A 20,538-nucleotide genomic window follows, 5' to 3' on the forward strand; every position below is an offset into this window, starting at 1 on the left:
CGCCATTGTCTTTCCAGCATTCACCCTTTTGACGAATCACCGGGAGCGCCCCATGAACCAGACCAACCTGCGCAACGGCCCTGATGCCAACGGCCTGTTCGGCGCGTTCGGCGGCCGTTACGTCGCCGAAACCCTGATGCCGCTGATCCTCGACCTGGCCCGCGAATACGAAGCGGCCAAGGAAGATCCGGAGTTCCTCAAGGAACTGGCCTACTTCCAGCGCGACTACGTCGGCCGTCCAAGCCCGCTGTATTTCGCCGAGCGCCTGACCGAGCACTGCGGCGGCGCCAAGATCTACCTCAAGCGCGAAGAGCTGAACCACACCGGCGCGCACAAGATTAACAACTGCATCGGCCAGATCCTCCTGGCGCGGCGCATGGGCAAGAAACGCATCATCGCCGAGACCGGCGCCGGCATGCACGGCGTGGCCACCGCCACCGTGGCGGCCCGTTTCGGCCTGGACTGCGTGATCTACATGGGCACCACCGATATCGAGCGCCAGCAGGCCAACGTGTTCCGCATGAAGCTGCTGGGCGCCGAAGTGATCCCGGTGGTCGCCGGCACCGGCACCCTGAAGGACGCGATGAACGAAGCCCTGCGTGACTGGGTGACCAACGTCGACAGCACCTTCTACCTGATCGGCACCGTGGCCGGTCCGCACCCGTATCCCGCCATGGTCCGCGACTTCCAGGCGGTGATCGGCAAGGAAACCCGCGAACAGCTGCAAGCCCAGGAAGGCCGCCTGCCGGACAGCCTGGTGGCATGCATCGGCGGCGGTTCCAACGCCATGGGCCTGTTCCATCCGTTCCTCGACGACAAGAGCGTGCAGATCATCGGCGTCGAAGCCGCCGGCTACGGCATCGAGACCGGCAAGCACGCGGCCAGCCTGAACGGCGGCCTGCCTGGCGTGCTGCATGGCAACCGCACCTTCCTGCTGCAGGACGAGGATGGCCAGATCATCGACGCCCACTCGATTTCCGCCGGCCTCGACTACCCGGGCATCGGCCCTGAACACGCCTGGTTGCACGATATCGGCCGTGTCGAATACACCTCGGTGACCGACGACGAAGCCCTGGCCGCGTTCCACCAGTGCTGCCGCCTGGAAGGCATCATCCCGGCCCTGGAAAGCGCCCACGCCCTGGCCGAGGTGTTCAAGCGCGCGCCGAACCTGCCCAAGGATCACCTGATGGTGGTCAACCTCTCGGGCCGCGGCGACAAAGACATGCAAACCGTGATGCACCACATGCAACAGTCCCAGCAGGAGAAACACTGATGAGCCGCCTGCAAACGCGCTTTGCCGAGCTTAAGCAACAGAACCGCGCCGCCCTGGTGACCTTCGTCACCGCCGGCGACCCGGGCTACGACGCTTCCCTGGCGATCCTCAAGGGCTTGCCGGCCGCCGGCGCCGACGTGATCGAACTGGGCATGCCCTTCACCGATCCGATGGCCGATGGCCCGGCGATCCAGCTGGCCAACATCCGCGCCCTGGAGGCCAAGCAAAACCTGGCGAAAACCCTGCAAATGGTTCGCGAGTTCCGTGTCGGCAACAACGACACGCCGCTGGTGCTGATGGGGTACTTCAACCCGATCCACCACTACGGCGTACCGCGCTTCATCGCCGAAGCCAAGGAAGCCGGGGTCGACGGCCTGATCGTGGTTGACATGCCGCCCGAGCACAACGCCGAGCTGTGCGACCCGTCCCAGGCCGCCGGCATCGACTTCATCCGCCTGACCACGCCGACCACCGACGACGCGCGCCTGCCGAAAGTACTGAACGGCAGCTCGGGCTTCGTCTACTACGTCTCCGTGGCCGGTGTGACCGGTGCCGGCTCCGCCACCCTGGAGCACGTGGAAGAGGCGGTGACCCGCCTGCGTCGCCACACCGACCTGCCGATCAGCATCGGTTTCGGCATCCGCACGCCGGAGCAGGCCGCGGCCATCGCCCGCCTCGCCGACGGTGTGGTAGTGGGTTCGGCGCTGATCGACCAGATCGCCAATGCCAGCAGTTCCGAGCAGGCGGTGGATGGTGTGCTGAGCCTGTGCGCCTCCCTCGCCGAAGGGGTGCGTCAAGCCCGTGTCAGCCAAGGGTAAAGTTCCTGATACAGAGGAATTCGCCTCAGAGTCCACAGACTAACCAGCAAGACCAAGGGGTTCAGAACCAGGTTCTGAGCCCCTTTTTGTTGTTCGTGCTCTGAGGAAGACCCGATGAAAATGCCCAAACGCCTGATTGCCGGTCTCGGTGTGCTGATGCTCAGCGCCAGCCCGCTGCTGCATGCGGTCGCGGACCCACGTGACGACCACGACCGCGGCGGCCCGCAACCGGGTCGCTACGACAATCGAGGAGACAATCGCGGGGATAATCGGGGCGATGAACATCGCGGCCCGCAGGCCGACCGCCGTGGTGGCCCACCCCGAGATTTCGGCCCGGTGCGCGAGACCATTCGCGACAACCACGCCTACTTCGTACGCGGCGCACCGCCGCCCCACGGCATCCATCTGCTGCGCGGCCAGCCGCTGCCCCGCGGCTACTACGGCGAACGCCTGGACAACCGCGCCCTGGCGCACCTGCCGTACTACCCGGGTTATGAATGGCGGCGCATGGGCGCCGATATCGTGCTGATCGCGGTGGGCACGGGGATCGTCTACGAGATCCTCGATGGCGTGTTGTATTGATCGGGGCTGATGGCGCTTGCTCGCGAAAAACCTCAAAAAATCGACAGGTCCAACGGCCTGATCGCTCCCATCCAGACCGCATGCTCCGTGTGATCCTTCAGGTCGTCCCCGGTATCGGGGTGCAGGAATACCACCAGCCCGTTGCGATTGAGCGCCAGCCACGGCAACACCTCGCCCAGGTACTGCGGCTCGAACGCCAGCTGGCAGCTCCAGTCCGGGTGCGGGCCGACCGGCCGTTCATGCACCCGCCCCATCTTCAATGGAAACAATTGCGCCGCCTGCTCGCACAAGGCCCGCGCCTGGTCGATGGTGCTGGCGTCGAAATAGACGTGGGCGTGATAGCCCTTGATGCGTTGCATGGAACCTCTCATGACAAAGTCGAACCCTGGCGACAGCCCACAGGTCATAACCTTAGCAGTGTAAAGAAACGGGCCGCGCCATGAAAAATGCCGAAACCCCGGTGGTCAAGCTGGTGCTCTACGGTGCCATGAGCAGCCTGGGCAGCGCGCTGATGGCGGAATTCCTGCGGCGCCAGCATGAAGTCATCGCCATCCTCGACGACCTGACGGCCCTCGAGCCCCTTCCCGGCTTGCGCACCAAATGCGGTGACCTGTTCGATGCTGCGCGGGTCAGGCAAAGCGTGGCCGGAGGCGACGTGGTGGTCTGCCTGCTGGATGCCCCGGGGCTGCCCATGGGCCTCGAACAACAGGAAAACCTGTTGCTCGAACCCCGGGAGCAACTTCGCGCGGTCGAAGCGCTGATCGCCGGCATGCAGGCCGCGGGCGTCCGACGCCTGTTTCTGGTGGGGCATTTCGAGGTGCTGGACCAGCCGGAGATGGAAGGTTATCCACACCGTCAGACGGCCGAGACCATCCTCGACGCGCTGCAAGGCAGCAGCTTGCGCTGGACCCTGGTGAATGCGCCGCAAAGCGTACCCGGGCTGACCCTGGAACACTTCAGCCACCCCATCGACAGCCTTGCACCCGAGCGGGTCGAGCCGGTGCAGCGACTGGCACGGGTAGCTGCCGGCATCGCCGATGAACAGCAGTTGAACCTGCATGTGGGCGAGCATGTGAACTTCGTGTGTTGAATCCTTATCGCGCCCGCTTCGAACCTCAGACCGCAATCGAAGGCAGACCCAGCCCGGTCAAAGATTGCGCGCTGTCGGCCTGCTCGGCCATCAACCAGTCAAAAAACCGCTGGATCAACGGCCCGCGGCGTTTGCGCTGGGGCAGGACCACGTAATAGCCGTAGCGGGAGATCAGCGTTTCGCTGATCGGGCGGCACAACAGACCTTGTGCCAGCAAGTTATCCACAAGGTGGCGCCAGCCAATGCCCACGCCCTGGCCACCGATCGCCGCCTGGATCAGCAGGGTGTAGTTGTCGAAACGCAGCTGCCCCGGCGCCGGCGGGGTGGCGATCCCCAACTCGCGGAACACGCCGCTCCAGTCAAACCAGTGGCTGCTGTTTTCCCCCTTCAAATGCAGCAGCGGAAACCCCAGCAGCGACTGGGCACCGAGGGGCAGCGGCCGCTCCTTGAGCAGCAACGGGCTGCACACCGGAAACACTTCCTCGTTGAACAGCCAGTGGCTTTCACCCTGCTTGAAACGGCCATCGCCAAACAGCACCGCCACGTCGATATCGGTGCGCAGCATATTGTGGCTGCGCTCGCTGGTGACCAGGCTCACGTCCACCTGTGGATTGGCGGCGTGGAAGCGATGCAGGCGCGGCATCAGCCAGTAGGCGGCGAAGGCGAAGTCGGTGGCCACCTGCAGCACCTCGTGCTGGTGCTGGGCGGTGATGGCGCTCAGGCCACTGTCGATGCTCTGCAAGCCGGCCTGCACCTGTTCGAACAACTGGCTGCCGGCCTCGGTCAGTTCGATGCCACGGTAGATGCGGTCGAACAGCCGGGTGCCGAGCTGCTCCTCCAGCCGCTTGATCTGCTGGCTGATGGCCGGCTGGGTGGTGCCCAGCTCTACCGCCGCGGCGGTAAAGCTGCGCTGGCGCGCCGCCGCCTCGAATACGCGGAACAGGTCCAGGGACAGGTCGCCGAGCGCTTCATACATAAGTTGTGCTTATCCTAGTCATTGCCGTACGTGGGCTTTACCGTAAATGCCTTGGGTTACATGCTCGATCGCAGCACTTTCGCATAACTGCCCACTATGGAATGCCGCGAATACATGAAGCGCAAGAACATTCTTTTCATCATGGCCGATCAGATGGCCGCGCCAATGTTGCCGTTCTACGGTCCATCGCCCATCAAGCTGCCGCATCTGAGCCGTCTCGCCGCCCAAGGCGTGGTGTTCGACGCCGCCTACTGCAACAGCCCGCTGTGCGCGCCCTCGCGTTTCACCCTGGTCAGCGGCCAGTTGCCGAGCAAGATCGGCGCCTATGACAACGCCGCCGACTTCCCCGCCGATGTCCCGACCTACGCCCATTACCTGCGCCGCCTGGGCTACCGCACGGCGCTGTCGGGCAAGATGCATTTCTGCGGCCCGGACCAGCTGCACGGTTACGAAGAACGCCTGACCAGCGATATCTACCCGGCCGACTATGGCTGGGCGGTGAACTGGGACGAACCGGACGTGCGCCCGAGCTGGTACCACAACATGTCTTCGGTGCTGCAGGCTGGCCCGTGCGTGCGCACCAACCAGCTGGATTTCGACGAAGAGGTGGTGTTCAAGGCCCGCCAGTACCTGTTCGATCACGTTCGCGAAGACGGCGACCAGCCGTTCTGCCTGACCGTGTCGATGACCCACCCGCACGACCCGTACACCATTCCCAAGGCCTTCTGGGACCTGTACCGCGACGAGGATATTCCGCTGCCGCAGACCCCGGCCCAGGACGCGCTCGACCCGCATTCCCAGCGCCTGCTCAAGGTCTATGACCTGTGGGACAAGCCGCTGCCTGTGGATAAGATCCGCGATGCGCGTCGCGCCTATTTCGGTGCGTGCAGCTATATCGACAGTAACGTCGGCAAACTCCTGGAAACCCTGGAGGAAACCGGGCTGAGCGACGACACCATCGTTGTTTTCTCCGGCGACCACGGCGACATGCTCGGCGAGCGCGGCCTCTGGTACAAAATGCATTGGTTCGAAATGGCCGCGCGGGTGCCGCTGCTGGTCAGCGCGCCGGGGCAATTCAACGCCGGCCGGGTAAGCCAGGCGGTCTCGACAGCCGACCTGCTACCGACTCTGGTGGAACTGGCCGGTGGCCAGCTGCAACCGGGCCTGGCGCTGGATGGCCGCTCCCTGGTGCCGCACCTGCAAGGGCAGGGCGGGCATGACGAAGTCTTCGGCGAATACATGGCCGAAGGCACCATCAGCCCGCTGATGATGATTCGCCGCGGCCGCTACAAGTTCATCTACAGCGAAGACGACCCGTGCCTGCTGTTCGATGTGGCCAACGACCCGCGCGAGCAGGAAGAACTCAGCCAATCGCCGCAACATCGCCCGCTATTCGAGGACTATCTCCGCGAAGCACGGGCCAAGTGGGATATCCCAGCCATCCACCAACAGGTACTCGCCAGCCAGCGCCGCCGTCGCTTCGTCGCAGGCGCGCTGAGCCTGGGCAAGCTGAAGAGCTGGGACCACCAGCCACTGGTCGACGCCAGTGCGCAATACATGCGCAACCACATCGACCTCGACGATCTGGAGCGCAAGGCTCGTTATCCACAACCCTGCCCAAACCAATAACGTAAGGGGAAGAGCATGCAAAGGTTATCCACAGCAGTGACGACCGCGCTTCTGGCGCTGGGCAGTGTTTCGGTCCCGGCGCTGGCCTGGGCCGAACAGGGTTGCGAGACGGTGAAGATGGCCGACCCGGGCTGGAGCGACATCGCCGCCACCAATGCCATCACCGGTTTCCTGTTGGACGGCATGGGCTACAAGGCCAAGGTCGATACCCTGGCAGTGCCGATCACCTTCGGCGGGCTCAAGGACGGCCAGGTGGATGTGTTCCTGGGCAACTGGATGCCGGCGCAGCAGGGCTTCTACGACAAGTTCGTGGCCAATGGCGATGTCACCCAGCTGGCGAAGAACCTAGACGGCACCGAGTTCACCCTGGCGGTGCCGGATTATGTCTGGGATGCGGGCGTGCAGGACTTCAACGACCTGAACAAATACGCCGAGCTACACCCAAAAGAAGTCGACAAGAAGCTCTACGGCATCGGCTCCGGGGCCCCGGCCAACTTGTCGTTGCAGGAGATCATCAAGAAGAACGACTTCAACCTCGGCCAGTGGAAGCTGATCGAGTCCAGCGAACAGGCGATGCTCGCCGAAGTCTCGCGGGCGGTGAAACGGCAGAAGTTCGTCACCTTCCTCGGCTGGACCCCGCACCCGATGAACGTGCAGCTGAAAATGCATTACCTCAAGGGCGGCGAGAAGTACTTCGGCGACACCGGCAGCGTCTACACCCTGACCCGCAAGGGGTATGCACAGGCCTGCCCGAATGTCGGCAAGCTGCTGGGCAACCTGAGCTTCACCCAGGAAATGGAGAACAGCATCATGGCCGAGGTGGCCAACAAGAAGATCAGCAATTTTGACGCAGCCAAGGCCTGGATCAAGGCCAACCCGGCAGTGCTGGGCAAGTGGCTGGATGGGGTGAAGACCTTCGACGGCAAGGAGGCGCTGCCGGCGGTACAGGCCAAGCTGTAATCCACCTGTAGCCGCTGCCGCAGGCTGCGATCGACCCGAAGGGGCGCAGGGTTTTCGAGCCCGTGAGGTCCTGCCGGACCTATCGCAGCCTGCGGCAGCGGCTACAACCGTCACTGACGGGCCTTGCACGCTCCGACCTGACACTCCACCCTGACGCCTTTCGCCCCATCCCGACCGCGAGGACCCATGGCCTGGCCCAATCGCCATTCACTCTTGCCCTTCCTGAGCTGGCTGCCCCGGCAGACCCGCGCCAGCGTCGGGCGCGACCTGCTGGTGGGCCTGAGCGGCGCCATCCTCGCCCTGCCGCAATCGATCGCCTATGCCCTGATCGCCGGCCTGCCACCGGAATACGGCCTGTATGCCGCCGTCGTCCCGGTGCTGATCGCCTGCCTCTGGGGTTCTTCCTGGTACCTGATCTGTGGCCCGACCGCGGCGATTTCCATCGTCCTCTATGCCAGCGTCAGCCCCCTGGCGGTGCCGGCGTCCCAGGACTACATCACCCTGATCCTGCTGCTGACCCTGCTCGCCGGCCTGTTCCAGTGGCTGCTGGGGCTGTTGCGCTTCGGCGCGCTGGTGAACTTCGTGTCCCATTCGGTGGTGCTCGGCTTCACCCTTGGCGCCGCGGTGGTGATTGCCCTGGGGCAATTGCCCAACCTGCTGGGCCTGGACTTGCCGAGCGAAGCCACCGCGCTGAACAGCCTGACCTCGCTGTTCGCCCATCTCGATGCCGTGGATAAACCCTCGCTGATTCTCGGCCTGGGCACGCTGGTCGTCGGCCTGGCCCTGAAGCTGCTGGTGCCGCGCTGGCCCTCGCTGCTGATCAGCCTGATCCTCAGCGCTCTGGTCGTGTGGCTGTGGCCGGCGCTGTTCGGCCAGGTAAAACTGGTCAGCGCCTTTACCGGCCGGCTGCCGCCGTTCAGCCCGCTGCCGCTGGACCTGGACATGATCCTGCGCCTGCTGCCCAGCGCCGTGGCGGTGGGCATGCTGGGGCTGGTGACCAGCCTGTCAATCGCCCGCTCGCTGTCGGCACGCTCCGAACAGTTGCTCGATGCCAACCAGGAAGTCCGCGCCCAGGGCCTGTCGAACATCGTCGGCGCGTTCTTCTCCGGCTATCTGTCGTCCGGCTCCTTTACCCGCTCCGGCCTGAGCTACGAAGCCGGTGCCTGTTCGCCGCTGGCAGGGGTGTTCTCGGCGCTGTGGGTGGCCCTGTTCGCCGTGGCCGGCGCGGCGCTGATCGCGCATATCCCGATCCCGGCCATGGCCGGGAGCATCCTGCTGATCTGCTGGGGCCTGGTGGACCACCGCGGCATTCGCGCGCTGTTCCGGGTCAGCCGCGCCGAGTTCGCGGTGATGGGCCTGACCTGTGTCGCCACCTTGCTCCTGGAATTGCAGACAGCGATCTATGCCGGGGTCCTGGCGTCGCTGTTCTTCTACCTCAAGCGCACCTCGCAACCGCGCGTGCAGCACGGACGCGAAGGCGACGAAGACATCCTGCGGGTCGGCGGCTCGATCTTTTTCGGCGCCAGCCATTACCTGCAAGTGCGCATGCAGCGCTGCCATGCGCCGCGCCTGGTGATCGACGCCCGGCAGATCAACTTCATCGACTATTCCGGGGTGGCCATGCTGCATCAGGAAGCCCGCCGCCTGTTGCGGCAGAACCGCTGCCTGACCCTGCGTCGCGCGCGGGCCTCGGTGATCGAAGAGTTGAGAAAGCTCGAAGGCGCGGAGAAATGCCCGATCCGGTTTGAGGATTGAGCCGGGCGAAGATTATGTAGGAGCGAGCTTGCTCGCGATGAACCTCAACAATGATGCGCTGTGGCTGTCACACCACCGCTTCGCGGCTATCGCGAGCACGCTCCTACAATAGAAAGAAGGAAGCAGTGTCAGAGCGCCAGCTGGCGCCGCAGCTCCGCCAGCACCGGCGCAGTGTCCGGGCGCACACCGCGCCACAGGAAGAAGGCTTCCGCCGCCTGTTCGGCGAGCATGCCCAGGCCATCCATGGAAATCGCCGCACCGTATTGGCTGGCCCAGCGACAGAAGGCGGTCGGCTCCTTGCCATACATCATGTCGTAGCACACCGTCTGGCCCGGCTCGATCAGACTGGCGGCGATCGGCGGCACGTCGCCGGTGAGGCTGGCCGAGGTGGCGTTGATGATCAGGTCCACCGGCTCGCGCAGCCAGTCGAAACCACTGGCCGACACCGGCCCCAGGTCGCTGAACAGCTCGGCCAGCAGCTCGGCCTTTTCCACCGTGCGGTTGGCGATGATCACCGATGCCGGCTGTTCCGCCAGCAGCGGCTCCAGCGCCCCACGCACCGCGCCGCCGGCGCCCAGCAGCAGAATGCGCTTGCCCTTGAGGCTGAAGCCGGCGTTGACCGTCAGGTCGCGCACCAGGCCGGCGCCGTCGGTGTTGTCGCCCAACAGGCTGCCATCGGCGAGCTTGCTCAAGGTGTTCACCGCGCCAGCGCGCTGGGCGCGGGCGGTCAGGCTGTCGGCCAGGCGGTAGGCCTCCTCCTTGAACGGCACCGTGACATTGGCGCCACGCCCGTCCACGAAGAACCCGCGGGCACAACCGGCAAAATCGTCGAGGGGCGCCAGCAGGGTGGTGTAAACCAGCCGCTGCGCCGTCTGCTCGGCGAACAGCCGATGAATCAGCGGCGATTTGCTGTGGCCGATCGGGTTACCAAAAACGACGTACTGATCCATCCAATAAAACCCTCATGCACATCCCTGTAGGGAACCAGCTTGCTGGCGACAGGGACGCTGCGCTGTTCTGTTCAATCGCATTATCGTCCAGCGCCGGCCAGCCGGCTGCAACGCTTTACGCAGAGCCCGCCAGCCAGTCGCGGTCCTGCAGGAAATATTCGGTCAGGCGCGCTTCTTCGCTGCCCGGCTCGGCTTTCCAGTCGTAGCCCCAGCGCACCTGCGGCGGCAGGGACATGAGGATCGACTCGGTACGCCCGCCCGATTGCAGGCCGAACAGGGTGCCTCGATCGTAGACCAGGTTGAACTCGACATAACGGCCGCGACGGTATTCCTGGAACTCGCGCTGCTTCTCGGTATAGCCCAGGGCCTTGCGGCGCTGGACGATCGGCAGGTAGGCCTCGAGGTAGGCGTCGCCGATGGCGCGCATGAAGGCGAAGCTGGTGTCGAAGTCCCACTCGTTGAGGTCGTCGAAGAACAGGCCGCCGATGCCGCGCGGTTCATTGCGATGCTTGATGTGGAAGTAGCTGTCGCACCAGGCCTTGTAGCGCGGGTAGACGTCCGGGCCGAAGGGCGCGCAAGCCTTTTGTGCGACGCGGTGCCAGTGCACGCAGTCTTCCTCGTTGGCGTAGTAGGGGGTCAGGTCGAAACCGCCGCCGAACCACCAGACCGGCTCTTCGCCTGCCTTTTCGGCGATGAAGAACCGTACGTTGGCGTGGGAAGTCGGCACATGCGGATTGTGCGGGTGGATCACCAGCGACACGCCCAGCGCCTCGAAACCACGGCCGGCCAGTTCCGGCCGGTGGGCGCTGGCGGACGGCGGCAAGCCGCTGCCAAACACGTGGGAGAAGTTGACGCCGCCTTTCTCGATCACCGTACCGTCGGCAATCACCCGGGTGCGCCCGCCACCGCCGGCCGGTCGGGTCCAGGCGTCTTCGACGAAGCGCGTACCGCCGTCTTCGGCTTCCAGGGCGGCGCAAATACGGTCTTGCAGGTCGAGCAGGTAGGCTTTTACGGCCTCGGTGCGGGTAGTCATGGCATCACCTTGAATCGGGCAAAGCTACGCGGCGCCAGGGATACAGCGGGGGGCCTGCGCAAATGGGCGCGTAGCATAACACCGCACAGGGGCCGGTCGCAGTTGACGGCGGTCAAGCATAGGAGTCCGATAAGGCACTTTCGCGACACGACCGAGGAGAGAGTGCAGATGGCCAAACGTATCCAGTTCCGTGCCCATGGCGGCCCGGAAGTGCTCGAGTATGTGGATTACCAACCCGCCGAACCGGGCCCGCAACAGGTCCGCGTGAGCAACAAGGCCATCGGCCTGAACTTCATCGACACCTACTACCGCAGCGGCCTCTACGCGCCACCGGCCTTGCCATCGGGCCTGGGCGCCGAAGGGGCCGGGGTGGTCGAGGCGGTGGGCAGCGCCGTGACCCGCTTCAAGGTCGGCGATCGAGTGGCCTATGGCAGCGGCCCGCTGGGTGCCTACAGCGAGCTGCATGTGCTGCCCGCGGACAATTTGGTGCACCTGCCGGACAGCATCAGCTTCGAACAGGCGGCCGGGGTGATGCTCAAGGGCCTGACCGTGCAGTACCTGCTGCGCCAGACCTACGAACTCAAGGGCGGCGAGACCGTGCTGTTCCACGCCGCCGCCGGCGGGGTCGGGCTGCTTGCCTGTCAGTGGGCCAAGGCCCTGGGGGTGAAGCTGATCGGCACCGTCAGCTCGCCGCAGAAAGCCGCGCTGGCGAAATCCCTCGGTGCCTGGGAAACCATCGACTACAGCCATGAAGACGTGGCCAAGCGCGTGCTGGAGCTGACCGACGGCAAGAAATGCCCGGTGGTCTACGACGGCGTGGGCAAGGACACCTGGCTGACCTCGCTGGACTGCCTGCAGCCACGGGGCCTGATGGTCAGCTTCGGCAACGCCTCGGGCGCGGTGGAGGGGGTCAACCTGGGCATCCTGGCGGCCAAGGGCTCGCTGTACGTCACCCGTCCGACCCTGGGCACCTACGCCAACAACGCCGAGAACCTGCAGGCCATGGCCGACGATCTGTTCGCCATGATCGCCAGCGGCAAGCTGAAGATCGAGATCGGCCAGCGTTATCCGCTGGCGGAAGCGGCGAAGGCGCAGACCGAACTGGCGGCGCGACGCACCACGGGTTCGACCATTCTGTTGCCTTGAAATGCATCGCGGGCGGCGATCCGGCTTGCCCGCGATAAACGACGACGCGGTGTCAGGCCGGACGCACGATCTTGCCGGTCACCAGGTCGCGGATCAGGCTCGGGTTCTTGCGCCCGCCCAGGCTGCCGCCCAGGACCATGTCCAGCTCCCCGCGGAAATACTGCTCGACGCGAATCCGCGTGCGGGCCGCAGGGCGTCCCTGAGGGTTGGCCGAGGTGGAAATCAGCGGCCCCACCAAGGCGCACAACTCACGCACCAGTGGATGATCGCTGACTCGCAGGGCCACGGTGTCGTGGACCCCGGTGACCCATTCCGGCAACAGATTCTGATGGGGTACCAGCCAGGTGTTCGGGCCCGGCCAGGTGCTGGCCATGCGATCGAGCCATTCCTGGGGGAAATCCTCGAAGAGAAAATCGAACTGGCGGATGTTGTCGGCGATCAGGATCAGGCCCTTGTCCACGGAGCGCGACTTGATGGCCAGCAACCGATCCACCGCCTCTTCGTTCCACGGGTCGCAACCCAACCCCCAGACTGCTTCGGTTGGATAGGCAATCACCGCCCCTGCGCGAATTTCTCGTGCGGCTTGTTGCACACGCCAACTGCTGACCATTGCTGACTCTCCGGATTAAGGCTGTGCGCAGTTTACCGATCCTGCCTATAAAACCTAGGGTCTGTACGAAAAGTCGGCGAGCGAAGGCCAGGCAAGGCAAAAACAGGCGAGGAAGCGGAGTTTAGGGGCCTAAATGAGCATTCCGAGCCTGTTTTTAACGCAGCATGGCCGAGCGCAGCCGCTTTTCGTACAGAGCCTTAGCCTTTTGCCCGGGCAAACCAGCAACCGCCTTCGCACGTCGCATGGCCCCCCAGCTCCAGTTCGGTGAGCGCCGCCAGCACCCTGGGCAGGCTCCAGCCACTGGCCTGCACCAGGCCCTCGCTGGTCTGCGGCGCGGCATGCAACAGCGCCAGCAACGGGTGAGCGGGCGCGGCTGTTGGCGGGGCTGTGGATAACGGCAGCCGTTGCCAGCCACGCAGGGCTTCGAGGATATGTTCGATGGTTTCCACCAGCACCGCGCCATCGCGAATCAGCTGATGACAGCCCCGGGCTCCGGGGTGATGGATCGACCCGGGTATCGCATACACCTCGCGGCCTTGCTCGGCGGCGAGCCGGGCGGTGATCAGCGAACCACTGGCGACGCTGGCCTCCACCACCAGCACGCCAAGGGACAGGCCGCTGATGATCCGGTTGCGCCGGGGAAAGTGGCTGGCGTGGGGCCCGGTCTCCAGCGGGAACTCGGAAACCAGCGCGCTGCCCTGGGCGATCATGGCATCGGCCAGGCGCCGGTTGCGCTGTGGATAAAATTTTTCCAGGCCGGTGCCGAGCACGCCGACGGTCTGCCCGCCAACCTCCAGAGCGGCCTGGTGCGCCGCGCCATCGATCCCCAGCGCCAGGCCGCTGGTGATGACAAAACCGGCCGCGGCCAGGCTGCGGGAAAAGGCCGCGGCGGTGTCCATCCCGGGCCGCGAAGCGCGACGACTGCCGACCACCGCCAACTGCGGTTTTTCCAGGATGCGTGGGTCGCCAGCGACAAACAGCAGCGGTGGCGCATCGGCGATTTCATTCAACAGCGGCGGGTAGTCAGGCTGGTCCCACATCAGTAAATGCTGGCCCGGACGCTCCAGCCAGGCCAATGCATGGCTGGCGCCATCACGCACTTCGGCATTGCGCCGGGCCTCGGCCGCGCCCGCCGGCAGGCCCAGCGCGCGCCAGGCGCTGGCCGGTGCGCTGATGGCCTTGGAGGCCGAACCGAAGGCTTCGAGCAGCAGCTGAAAGCGCTTCGGGCCGAGGTCGGGCAAGCGGTGCAAACGTAGACGGGCTTCCAGTTCCGCGGGGGAAACCGGAGCCTGGGCAGGCAGTGACATAGGATCATCCTTGATCGTTATAAGCCCGGTCGCAGCTGGAATAAGCTGTGGATAACTCTGTTGGTAACTTGTTGAGGGTTTTTACGGGTTACGGACTTTGTCCATGATCGCCAGGGAACGGGAAGCATTGAGCACCAGGCCGTAACTGAGCTTGTCGTAGGTGCGGAAAACCATCAGCAGACCGGCCCGCTCATCCGGCATCTTCACTTGTCCACCGGCTACCCGGTCGCGCACGGTTTCGCCGGTTTTCATTACCGCCAGCACGTTGCCTTCAGCCAGGCCATCGCGCCGTCCCTTGTTCAACGTCACCACATCCAACGCACCGATCTGGGTGACACCCCGTGGCACGTCGATGATCAGGCCTTCGACCGCCCGGCTCGGCGCACTGGGGACAAAGGTCGAGTTGATGACCCGCGGCTCGCCGCCGAACAGGCGGTCGCCCAGGCGCACTTCCTGGGTGGTGCGCTGCAATTGCAGGGTGGCGATATCGCCCTCGACCGCGACCACCTCGCCGCCGCCGATTTCGTCGGCATTGATCCCCAGTACTTCACCACTCTGCGGGTCGGTGTAGGTCTTGCCCTGGCGGAAGATGCCGTAGGCCGATTGCTCCGGGTCGAAGCGGCCGCGCGCGAAGATCCGGTCGCCGGTGCCGCTGAGTACCCGTTCGGCATCGCCGGCGACTATGTAGGGCGCGCTGTCGAAGGCGTCGGCCCGGTCGAGGATGCGGTTGCTCAGCAGAAAGCTGTCGATGGCCTGCAGTGGGATGCTCGGGATCGCCTCGGCCAGCGGCGTGCGGCGCACCTGGGGCGAGAGCTTGACAGTGCCCCGGGAAGCGCCGCGCTCCAGGGTCAGGCGTGGTTCGCCATCGACCCGGACCAGCGCCAGGGAGTCACCGGGGTAGATCAGGTCGGGGTCGGCGAGGCTGGAATTGGCCTGCCAGAGCGCCGGCCATTGCCAGGGATCGCGCAGGAAGCGGCTGGCGATGCTCCACAAGGTATCGCCCGCCACTACGGTGTAGCGCTGTGGATAACCCTCCCGGAGCGGCACCTGCGCCTGGCCGAAACCGGCCCAGCCCACGAGCAGCAAGGCGAGTAGTGATTTCCTCATGCGGTGAATCCCTTTATTATGTGTATTCGCGTGAAACGCCAGCGCCTGTGCGCTCCCTGCTCCTGACCGAGCACGTTTTACAACGGTTGCCCTTCCAGAACCCGCAAGGCCTCCGACTCCGAACTTACTTCACACGTGTAGCAATTACGCTTATGGCCATTTTAAACATCCTCGAATTCCCCGACTCGCGCCTGCGCACTATCGCCAAACCAGTGGCCGTAGTGGACGACGAAGTGCGTCAGTTGGTCGACGACATGTTTGAAACAATGTATGAGGCGCCCGGCATCGGCCTGGCCGCTACCCAGGTCAACGTGCACAAGCGCATCGTGGTCATGGACCTGTCCGAAGACCGCAGCGAGCCACGGGTGTTCATCAACCCCGAGTTCGAAGCGCTCACCGACGAAATGGGCCAGTACCAGGAAGGCTGCCTGTCGGTACCGGGCTTCTACGAGAACGTCGATCGTCCGCAACGCGTGAAAATCAAGGCCCTGGACCGTGACGGCCAACCTTACGAACTGATCGCCGAAGGCCTGCTCGCGGTGTGCATCCAGCACGAATGCGACCACCTCAACGGCAAATTGTTCGTCGATTACCTGTCCACGCTCAAACGCGACCGGATCAAGAAGAAGCTGGAAAAGCAGCATCGTCAGCAAGCTTGATTCCCTTCTTTCAAAGGCTTGCAGCGGCAAGCCTTTTTCTTTTCCGCGTGTTTATTACCGAGAACTCCCATGACTGAGCCACTGCGCATCGTCTTTGCCGGCACCCCGGAATTTGCCGCCGAACACCTCAAGGCCCTGCTCGACAGCCCTTACGAGATCGTCGCGGTCTACACCCAGCCGGACCGCCCGGCCGGGCGCGGGCAAAAGCTGATGCCGAGCCCGGTCAAGCAGCTGGCGCTGGAGCACGACATTCCCGTGCTGCAACCGCAGACCCTGCGCGACCCGCAGGCCCAGGCCGAACTGGCGGCCCTCGCGCCGGACCTGATGGTGGTGGTCGCCTACGGCCTGATCCTGCCGCAGGCGGTGCTGGATATTCCGCGCCTGGGCTGCATCAACAGCCACGCCTCGTTGCTGCCACGCTGGCGCGGGGCGGCGCCGATCCAGCGCGCCGTGGAAGCCGGCGACGCCGAGAGCGGCGTGACCGTGATGCGCATGGAAGCCGGCCTGGACACCGGACCGATGCTGCTCAAGGTCAGCACCCCGATCAGCGCCACCGACACCGGCGGCAGCCTGCATGACCGTCTCGCCGAAATGGGCCCGCCGGCCGTGGTGCAGGCCATCGCCGGCCTCGCCACCGCAACCCTGCAAGGCGAAGTGCAGGACGACAGCCTGGCCACCTACGCCCATAAATTGAACAAGGACGAAGCGCGGATCGACTGGAGCCGCCCTGCGCTGGAGCTGGAGCGCCTGGTGCGAGCCTTCAACCCCTGGCCGATCTGCCACAGCACGCTGAACGGCGAAGCGCTGAAGGTGCTGGCCGCCAGCCTCGCCGAAGGCAAGGGCGCACCGGGGACCATCCTCGGCGCCAGCAAGGACGGCCTGCTCGTCGCCTGCGGTGAGCAGGCGCTGTGCCTGACCCGCCTGCAATTGCCCGGCGGCAAGGCGCTGAACTTCAGCGACCTGTTCAACAGCCGCCGCGAGAAATTCGCCACCGGCACCGTGCTCGGACAAGCGGCGGACGCCCAATGAACCCGCGTCTGGCCGCCGCCAAGGCCCTGACCTCGGTCCTCAACGGTAAAGCCTCGCTCAACAGCTCGCTGCCAACCCTGCTGGACAAGGTCGAAGCGCGCGATCGCGGCTTCACCCAGGACTTGGCTTTCGGTACCGCGCGCTGGCAGCCACGGCTGGCGGCGCTGGCCGCCAAGCTGTTGCAGAAGCCGTTCAAGGCGGCCGATGCCGACGTCGAGGCGCTGCTGCTGGTGGGCCTCTATCAATTGCTCTACACCCGCGTCCCGGCACATGCCGCCATCGGCGAAACCGTGGGCTGCGCCGACAAACTGAAAAAGCCCTGGGCCAAGGCGCTGATCAACGCGGTGCTGCGCCGTGCTCAACGCGAGAGCGAAGCGCTGTTCGCCGAGCTGGAGCGCGACCCGGTGGTGCGTACCGCCCATCCGCGCTGGCTGCAAAAGTCCCTCAAGGCATTCTGGCCCGAGCAGTGGGAAGCCATCTGTGCCGCCAACAACGCCCATCCGCCGATGATCCTGCGGGTCAACCGCCGCCACCATTCCCGCATCGCTTACCTCCAGTTGCTGGGCGAGGCCGGCGTTGCCGCCAAGCCTTGCGTCTACAGCCAGGACGGCATCGTGCTCGATGAAGCCGCCGACGTGCGCGCCCTGCCGGGCTTCGCCGAAGGCTGGATCAGCGTGCAGGACGAAGCCGCGCAACTGGCCGCCGAGCTGCTGGAACTGGCACCGGGACAGCGGGTGCTGGACGCCTGCTGCGCGCCCGGCGGCAAGACCTGCCACATCCTCGAAGTCGAGCCCGCGCTGGCCGGCGTGGTCGCGGTGGACCTGGAAGCCAAGCGCCTGGTGCGCGTCCAGGAGAACCTCGACCGCCTGGGGCTGAACGCCGAGCTGATCGCCGCCGACGGCCGCGACACCGCCAAATGGTGGGACGGCAAGCCGTTCCAGCGCATCCTGCTGGACGCGCCGTGTTCGGCCACCGGGGTGATCCGTCGCCACCCGGATATCAAGCTCACCCGTCAGGCCGACGACATCGCCGCCCTGGCCAGCCTGCAAGGCGAACTGCTGGACGCCATGTGGTCGACCCTGGAAGTCGGCGGCATCCTGCTGTACGCCACCTGCTCAACCTTGCCGACTGAAAACACCGAGGTCATCGAGGCTTTCCTGGCCCGTACCCCGGGTGCTCGCGAACTGGACATCGCCGGGCAACTGGGTCAGCCTCCGGCCGGCCTGAAGCAACCCCACGGTCGCCAGCTGTTGGCGCAAGAGGGCGGCCACGACGGGTTCTACTACGCCAAGCTGATCAAGATTGCCGCCGCGCGCGGTTAAGAAAGGTTCGAAGGGAGTGACTGGATGAAGATCATCATCCTCGGAGCAGGGCAGGTGGGCGGTTCCCTGGCGGAACATCTGGCCAGCGAAGCCAACGACATCACGGTGGTCGACACTGACGGCGATCGCCTGCGCGATCTCGGCGACCGCCTGGACATCCGCACCGTACAGGGCCGCGGTTCGTTCCCCACGGTACTGCGCCAGGCCGGCGCCGACGATGCCGACATGCTGGTCGCGGTGACCAATAGCGACGAAACCAACATGGTCGCCTGCCAGGTCGCCCATACCCTGTTCCACACCCCGACCAAGATCGCCCGGGTTCGCGAAGCGGCCTACCTGACCCGCGCCGGCCTGTTCGACAACGAGGCGATTCCGGTCGACGTGCTGATCAGCCCGGAACAGGTGGTGACCAACTACATCAAGCGCCTGATCGAACACCCCGGCGCCCTGCAGGTGATCGACTTCGCCGAAGGCAAGGCCCAGCTGGTGGCGGTCAGGGCCTATTACGGCGGGCCGCTGGTGGGGCAGCAACTGCGCCAGCTGCGCGAGCACATGCCCAATGTCGACACCCGCGTCGCGGCGATCTTCCGCCGTGACCGGCCGATCCTGCCCCAGGGCGATACGGTGATCGAGGCCGACGACGAAGTGTTCTTCATCGCCGCCAAGGCCAACATCCGCGCGGTGATGAGCGAGATGCGCCGCCTCGACGAATCCTACAAACGCATTGTCATCGCCGGCGGCGGGCAGATCGGCGAACGCCTGGCCGAAGCCATCGAAAGCCGTTACCAGGTGAAGATCATCGAGATGAACCCGGCGCGTTGCCGCTACCTCTCGGACAACCTCGACAGCACCGTGGTCCTGCAAGGCAGCGCCTCGGACCGCGACCTGCTGATGGAAGAGAACATCGCCGACGCCGATATCTTCCTGGCCCTGACCAACGACGACGAGGCCAACATCATGTCCTCGCTCCTGGCCAAGCGCCTGGGGGCGAAGAAGGTGATGACCATCATCAACAACCCGGCCTATGTCGACCTGATCCAGGGCGGCGATATCGATATCGCCATCAGCCCGCAGTTGGCCACCATCGGCACCCTGCTGGCCCACGTGCGCCGTGGCGATATCGTCAGCGTGCACTCGCTGCGCCGTGGCGCGGCGGAAGCCATCGAGGCGATTGCCCATGGCGATGCCAAATCGAGCAAGGTGATCGGCCGCGCCATCGAGGACATTACGCTGCCGCCAGGCACCACCATCGGCGCGATCATCCGCGACGAGGAAGTGCTGATCGCCCACGACGACACGGTGATCGAAGCCGGCGACCACGTGATTCTGTTCCTTGTGGATAAAAAACATATCCGCGATGTGGAAAAGCTGTTCCACGTGGGGTTGAGCTTTTTCTGATCCAACGCCGTCCTGTAGCCGCTGCCGCAGGGGCGCGGCGATCTCCGACCCGCAGGAGGTCCTCCGGACCTGTCGCAGTCTGCGGCAGCGGCTACAAGAGTCCACAGGAGTGACAACGATGCTCGAATCCCTGGAAAAAATGCTCGCCAAGGGCATGGATAACTCGCTGCTGCGCTTCGGCCTGGGCAAGGGTTATCTGGATCTGCACGAATACGCCAAGGCCGCCGAACACCTGCAACGCTGCGTCGGTTTCGACCCCAAGTATTCGGCGGCGTGGAAGCTGCTGGGCAAGGCCTATCAAGGCCTGGAGGACTATCCGGCGGCGCGCCAGGCCTGGGAGCAGGGCCTGGAAGCAGCCCGTGGGCATGGCGACAAGCAGGCAGAAAAGGAAATGACGGTGTTCCTCAAGAAGCTCGAGCGCCAGGGCAAAGGCGGACTGTAGCCGCTGCCGAGTGAGCGAGGCTGCGTACGAGGACGTAGTCCTCGCTAAACCTGAACACCGGGATTGTCAGGCGAATCGCAGCGTCTGGTCTTGCGCCCGCTTCGCGGTCGATCGCAGCCTCGCAAGCTCGGCAGCGGCTACAGAGGCAATGTCCGGCCGCGTCACAGGTAACGCAGGCCGATGCCCTCGGCGTCCACCAGCACCACCTCCATCTTCACCCGCGGCGCGTTCATCGGCAGACCTTGCACCTGGCCGTAGACCACCGCGCCCTTGGGCAGCGCCGCCAGTGCCGGGTGCTTGACGTAGACCCCGCTGGCGGACAGGTTGCGCGTCTGGCCCAGGCACTCGCCGAAGCTTTCGTGCTGGATCTTGATCCTCAGGGATTTGCGCGAATCGGGCATATGCTGTGCTCTGCTTCAGCCTTTGCGGATAACCTTGGGCGAAAGGTTATC

At 64.9% G+C, this 20,538-nt stretch carries 21 protein-coding genes; 13 read left to right on the forward strand and 8 right to left on the reverse strand.

From position 1 onward, the window contains the following. Positions 1-52 precede the first annotated feature (52 nt). From trpB to CRO75_RS20400, 3 genes are all read left to right on the forward strand, one after another. Positions 53-1,273: a tryptophan synthase subunit beta gene (gene trpB / locus CRO75_RS20390; RefSeq protein ID WP_062824121.1), complete on the forward strand. Its 1,221-nt coding sequence runs from the start codon at positions 53-55 to the stop codon at positions 1,271-1,273. Then, the gene (gene trpA / locus CRO75_RS20395) at positions 1,273-2,091 is read left to right on the forward strand and encodes a tryptophan synthase subunit alpha (RefSeq protein ID WP_062824122.1); all 819 of its coding nucleotides are present in this window, start codon (positions 1,273-1,275) and stop codon (positions 2,089-2,091) included. The genes trpB and trpA overlap by 1 nt, the downstream gene beginning before the upstream one ends. Positions 2,092-2,205: 114 nt before the next feature. Continuing rightward, positions 2,206-2,673 carry an anti-virulence regulator CigR family protein gene (locus CRO75_RS20400; RefSeq protein WP_097137730.1) on the forward strand — a complete coding sequence of 156 codons (468 nt, stop codon included), beginning with the start codon at positions 2,206-2,208 and terminating at the stop codon, positions 2,671-2,673. A 32-nt stretch (positions 2,674-2,705) separates the two neighbouring features. On the opposite strand, the gene CRO75_RS20405 is transcribed toward CRO75_RS20400, so the two are convergent. After that, positions 2,706-3,032, reverse strand: coding sequence for a DOPA 4,5-dioxygenase family protein (locus CRO75_RS20405; protein ID WP_009046239.1), 327 nt, complete (start codon positions 3,030-3,032; stop codon positions 2,706-2,708). Between the two features lie 80 nt (positions 3,033-3,112). On the opposite strand from CRO75_RS20405, the gene CRO75_RS20410 reads away from it, so the two are divergent. Further along, the gene (locus tag CRO75_RS20410) at positions 3,113-3,763 is read left to right on the forward strand and encodes an NAD(P)H-binding protein (RefSeq protein WP_097137731.1); all 651 of its coding nucleotides are present in this window, start codon (positions 3,113-3,115) and stop codon (positions 3,761-3,763) included. Between the two features lie 25 nt (positions 3,764-3,788). Here the strand turns inward: CRO75_RS20410 and CRO75_RS20415 are convergent, their stop codons facing one another. Further along, a complete protein-coding gene (locus CRO75_RS20415; RefSeq protein ID WP_097137733.1) occupies positions 3,789-4,739 on the reverse strand; it encodes a LysR family transcriptional regulator in 951 nt (316 codons plus the stop codon). Between the two features lie 114 nt (positions 4,740-4,853). Here CRO75_RS20415 and betC point away from each other — a divergent pair, with 114 nt between their 5' ends. The 3 genes from betC to CRO75_RS20430 all read left to right on the forward strand — a co-directional run bounded on the left by betC (position 4,854) and on the right by CRO75_RS20430 (position 9,083). Further along, complete coding sequence (gene betC, locus CRO75_RS20420) at positions 4,854-6,368, forward strand: choline-sulfatase (protein ID WP_097137735.1); 1,515 nt, start codon at positions 4,854-4,856, stop codon at positions 6,366-6,368. Positions 6,369-6,383: 15 nt separating this feature from the next. After that, positions 6,384-7,328 (forward strand): choline ABC transporter substrate-binding protein, encoded by a 945-nt coding sequence (gene choX, locus CRO75_RS20425; RefSeq protein ID WP_097137737.1) that lies wholly within the window; start codon positions 6,384-6,386, stop codon positions 7,326-7,328. A 186-nt stretch (positions 7,329-7,514) separates the two neighbouring features. Then, a complete protein-coding gene (locus CRO75_RS20430) occupies positions 7,515-9,083 on the forward strand; it encodes a SulP family inorganic anion transporter (protein WP_097137739.1) in 1,569 nt (522 codons plus the stop codon). Positions 9,084-9,211: 128 nt separating this feature from the next. Here the strand turns inward: CRO75_RS20430 and aroE are convergent, their stop codons facing one another. Together aroE and hemF are read right to left on the reverse strand one after the other, a co-directional pair. Continuing rightward, a complete protein-coding gene (aroE, locus tag CRO75_RS20435; protein WP_007926203.1) occupies positions 9,212-10,033 on the reverse strand; it encodes a shikimate dehydrogenase in 822 nt (273 codons plus the stop codon). Positions 10,034-10,148: 115 nt separating this feature from the next. Then, positions 10,149-11,066, reverse strand: a complete 918-nt coding sequence (gene hemF / locus CRO75_RS20440; protein ID WP_009041486.1) for an oxygen-dependent coproporphyrinogen oxidase — start codon at positions 11,064-11,066, stop codon at positions 10,149-10,151. Between the two features lie 168 nt (positions 11,067-11,234). Here hemF and CRO75_RS20445 point away from each other — a divergent pair, with 168 nt between their 5' ends. After that, positions 11,235-12,212, forward strand: coding sequence for an NADPH:quinone reductase (locus tag CRO75_RS20445; RefSeq protein WP_097137741.1), 978 nt, complete (start codon positions 11,235-11,237; stop codon positions 12,210-12,212). 52 nt (positions 12,213-12,264) lie between these two features. Here CRO75_RS20445 and CRO75_RS20450 read toward each other — a convergent pair whose 3' ends face one another. The 3 genes from CRO75_RS20450 to CRO75_RS20460 all read right to left on the reverse strand — a co-directional run bounded on the left by CRO75_RS20450 (position 12,265) and on the right by CRO75_RS20460 (position 15,236). Continuing rightward, positions 12,265-12,822 carry a Sua5/YciO/YrdC/YwlC family protein gene (locus CRO75_RS20450; RefSeq protein ID WP_062824130.1) on the reverse strand — a complete coding sequence of 186 codons (558 nt, stop codon included), beginning with the start codon at positions 12,820-12,822 and terminating at the stop codon, positions 12,265-12,267. A 197-nt stretch (positions 12,823-13,019) separates the two neighbouring features. Further along, complete coding sequence (gene dprA, locus CRO75_RS20455) at positions 13,020-14,129, reverse strand: DNA-processing protein DprA (protein WP_097137743.1); 1,110 nt, start codon at positions 14,127-14,129, stop codon at positions 13,020-13,022. An 81-nt stretch (positions 14,130-14,210) separates the two neighbouring features. After that, entirely contained in the window at positions 14,211-15,236 is a 1,026-nt protein-coding gene (locus CRO75_RS20460; protein WP_097137745.1) for a LysM domain-containing protein, read from the reverse strand. A 152-nt stretch (positions 15,237-15,388) separates the two neighbouring features. Here CRO75_RS20460 and def point away from each other — a divergent pair, with 152 nt between their 5' ends. The 5 genes from def to CRO75_RS20485 all read left to right on the forward strand — a co-directional run bounded on the left by def (position 15,389) and on the right by CRO75_RS20485 (position 20,086). Then, positions 15,389-15,895 carry a peptide deformylase gene (gene def, locus CRO75_RS20465; protein ID WP_009041482.1) on the forward strand — a complete coding sequence of 169 codons (507 nt, stop codon included), beginning with the start codon at positions 15,389-15,391 and terminating at the stop codon, positions 15,893-15,895. 69 nt (positions 15,896-15,964) lie between these two features. After that, the gene (fmt, locus tag CRO75_RS20470) at positions 15,965-16,924 is read left to right on the forward strand and encodes a methionyl-tRNA formyltransferase (RefSeq protein WP_097137747.1); all 960 of its coding nucleotides are present in this window, start codon (positions 15,965-15,967) and stop codon (positions 16,922-16,924) included. Further along, positions 16,921-18,246, forward strand: coding sequence for a 16S rRNA (cytosine(967)-C(5))-methyltransferase RsmB (gene rsmB / locus CRO75_RS20475; protein WP_097137749.1), 1,326 nt, complete (start codon positions 16,921-16,923; stop codon positions 18,244-18,246). The genes fmt and rsmB overlap by 4 nt, the downstream gene beginning before the upstream one ends. Positions 18,247-18,270: 24 nt before the next feature. Next, the gene (gene trkA / locus CRO75_RS20480) at positions 18,271-19,644 is read left to right on the forward strand and encodes a Trk system potassium transporter TrkA (protein ID WP_038583358.1); all 1,374 of its coding nucleotides are present in this window, start codon (positions 18,271-18,273) and stop codon (positions 19,642-19,644) included. A 118-nt stretch (positions 19,645-19,762) separates the two neighbouring features. Beyond that, on the forward strand, positions 19,763-20,086 hold the full coding sequence (locus CRO75_RS20485) for a tetratricopeptide repeat protein (RefSeq protein WP_009041478.1): 324 nt from the start codon (positions 19,763-19,765) through the stop codon (positions 20,084-20,086). A gap of 161 nt (positions 20,087-20,247) precedes the next feature. Here the strand turns inward: CRO75_RS20485 and CRO75_RS20490 are convergent, their stop codons facing one another. Beyond that, on the reverse strand, positions 20,248-20,487 hold the full coding sequence (locus tag CRO75_RS20490) for a pilus protein PilZ (protein ID WP_009041477.1): 240 nt from the start codon (positions 20,485-20,487) through the stop codon (positions 20,248-20,250). Positions 20,488-20,538: the final 51 nt, after the last annotated feature.

This window comes from Pseudomonas sp. LAMO17WK12:I10, assembly GCF_900215185.1.
Classification (GTDB): domain Bacteria; phylum Pseudomonadota; class Gammaproteobacteria; order Pseudomonadales; family Pseudomonadaceae; genus Aquipseudomonas; species Aquipseudomonas chlororaphis.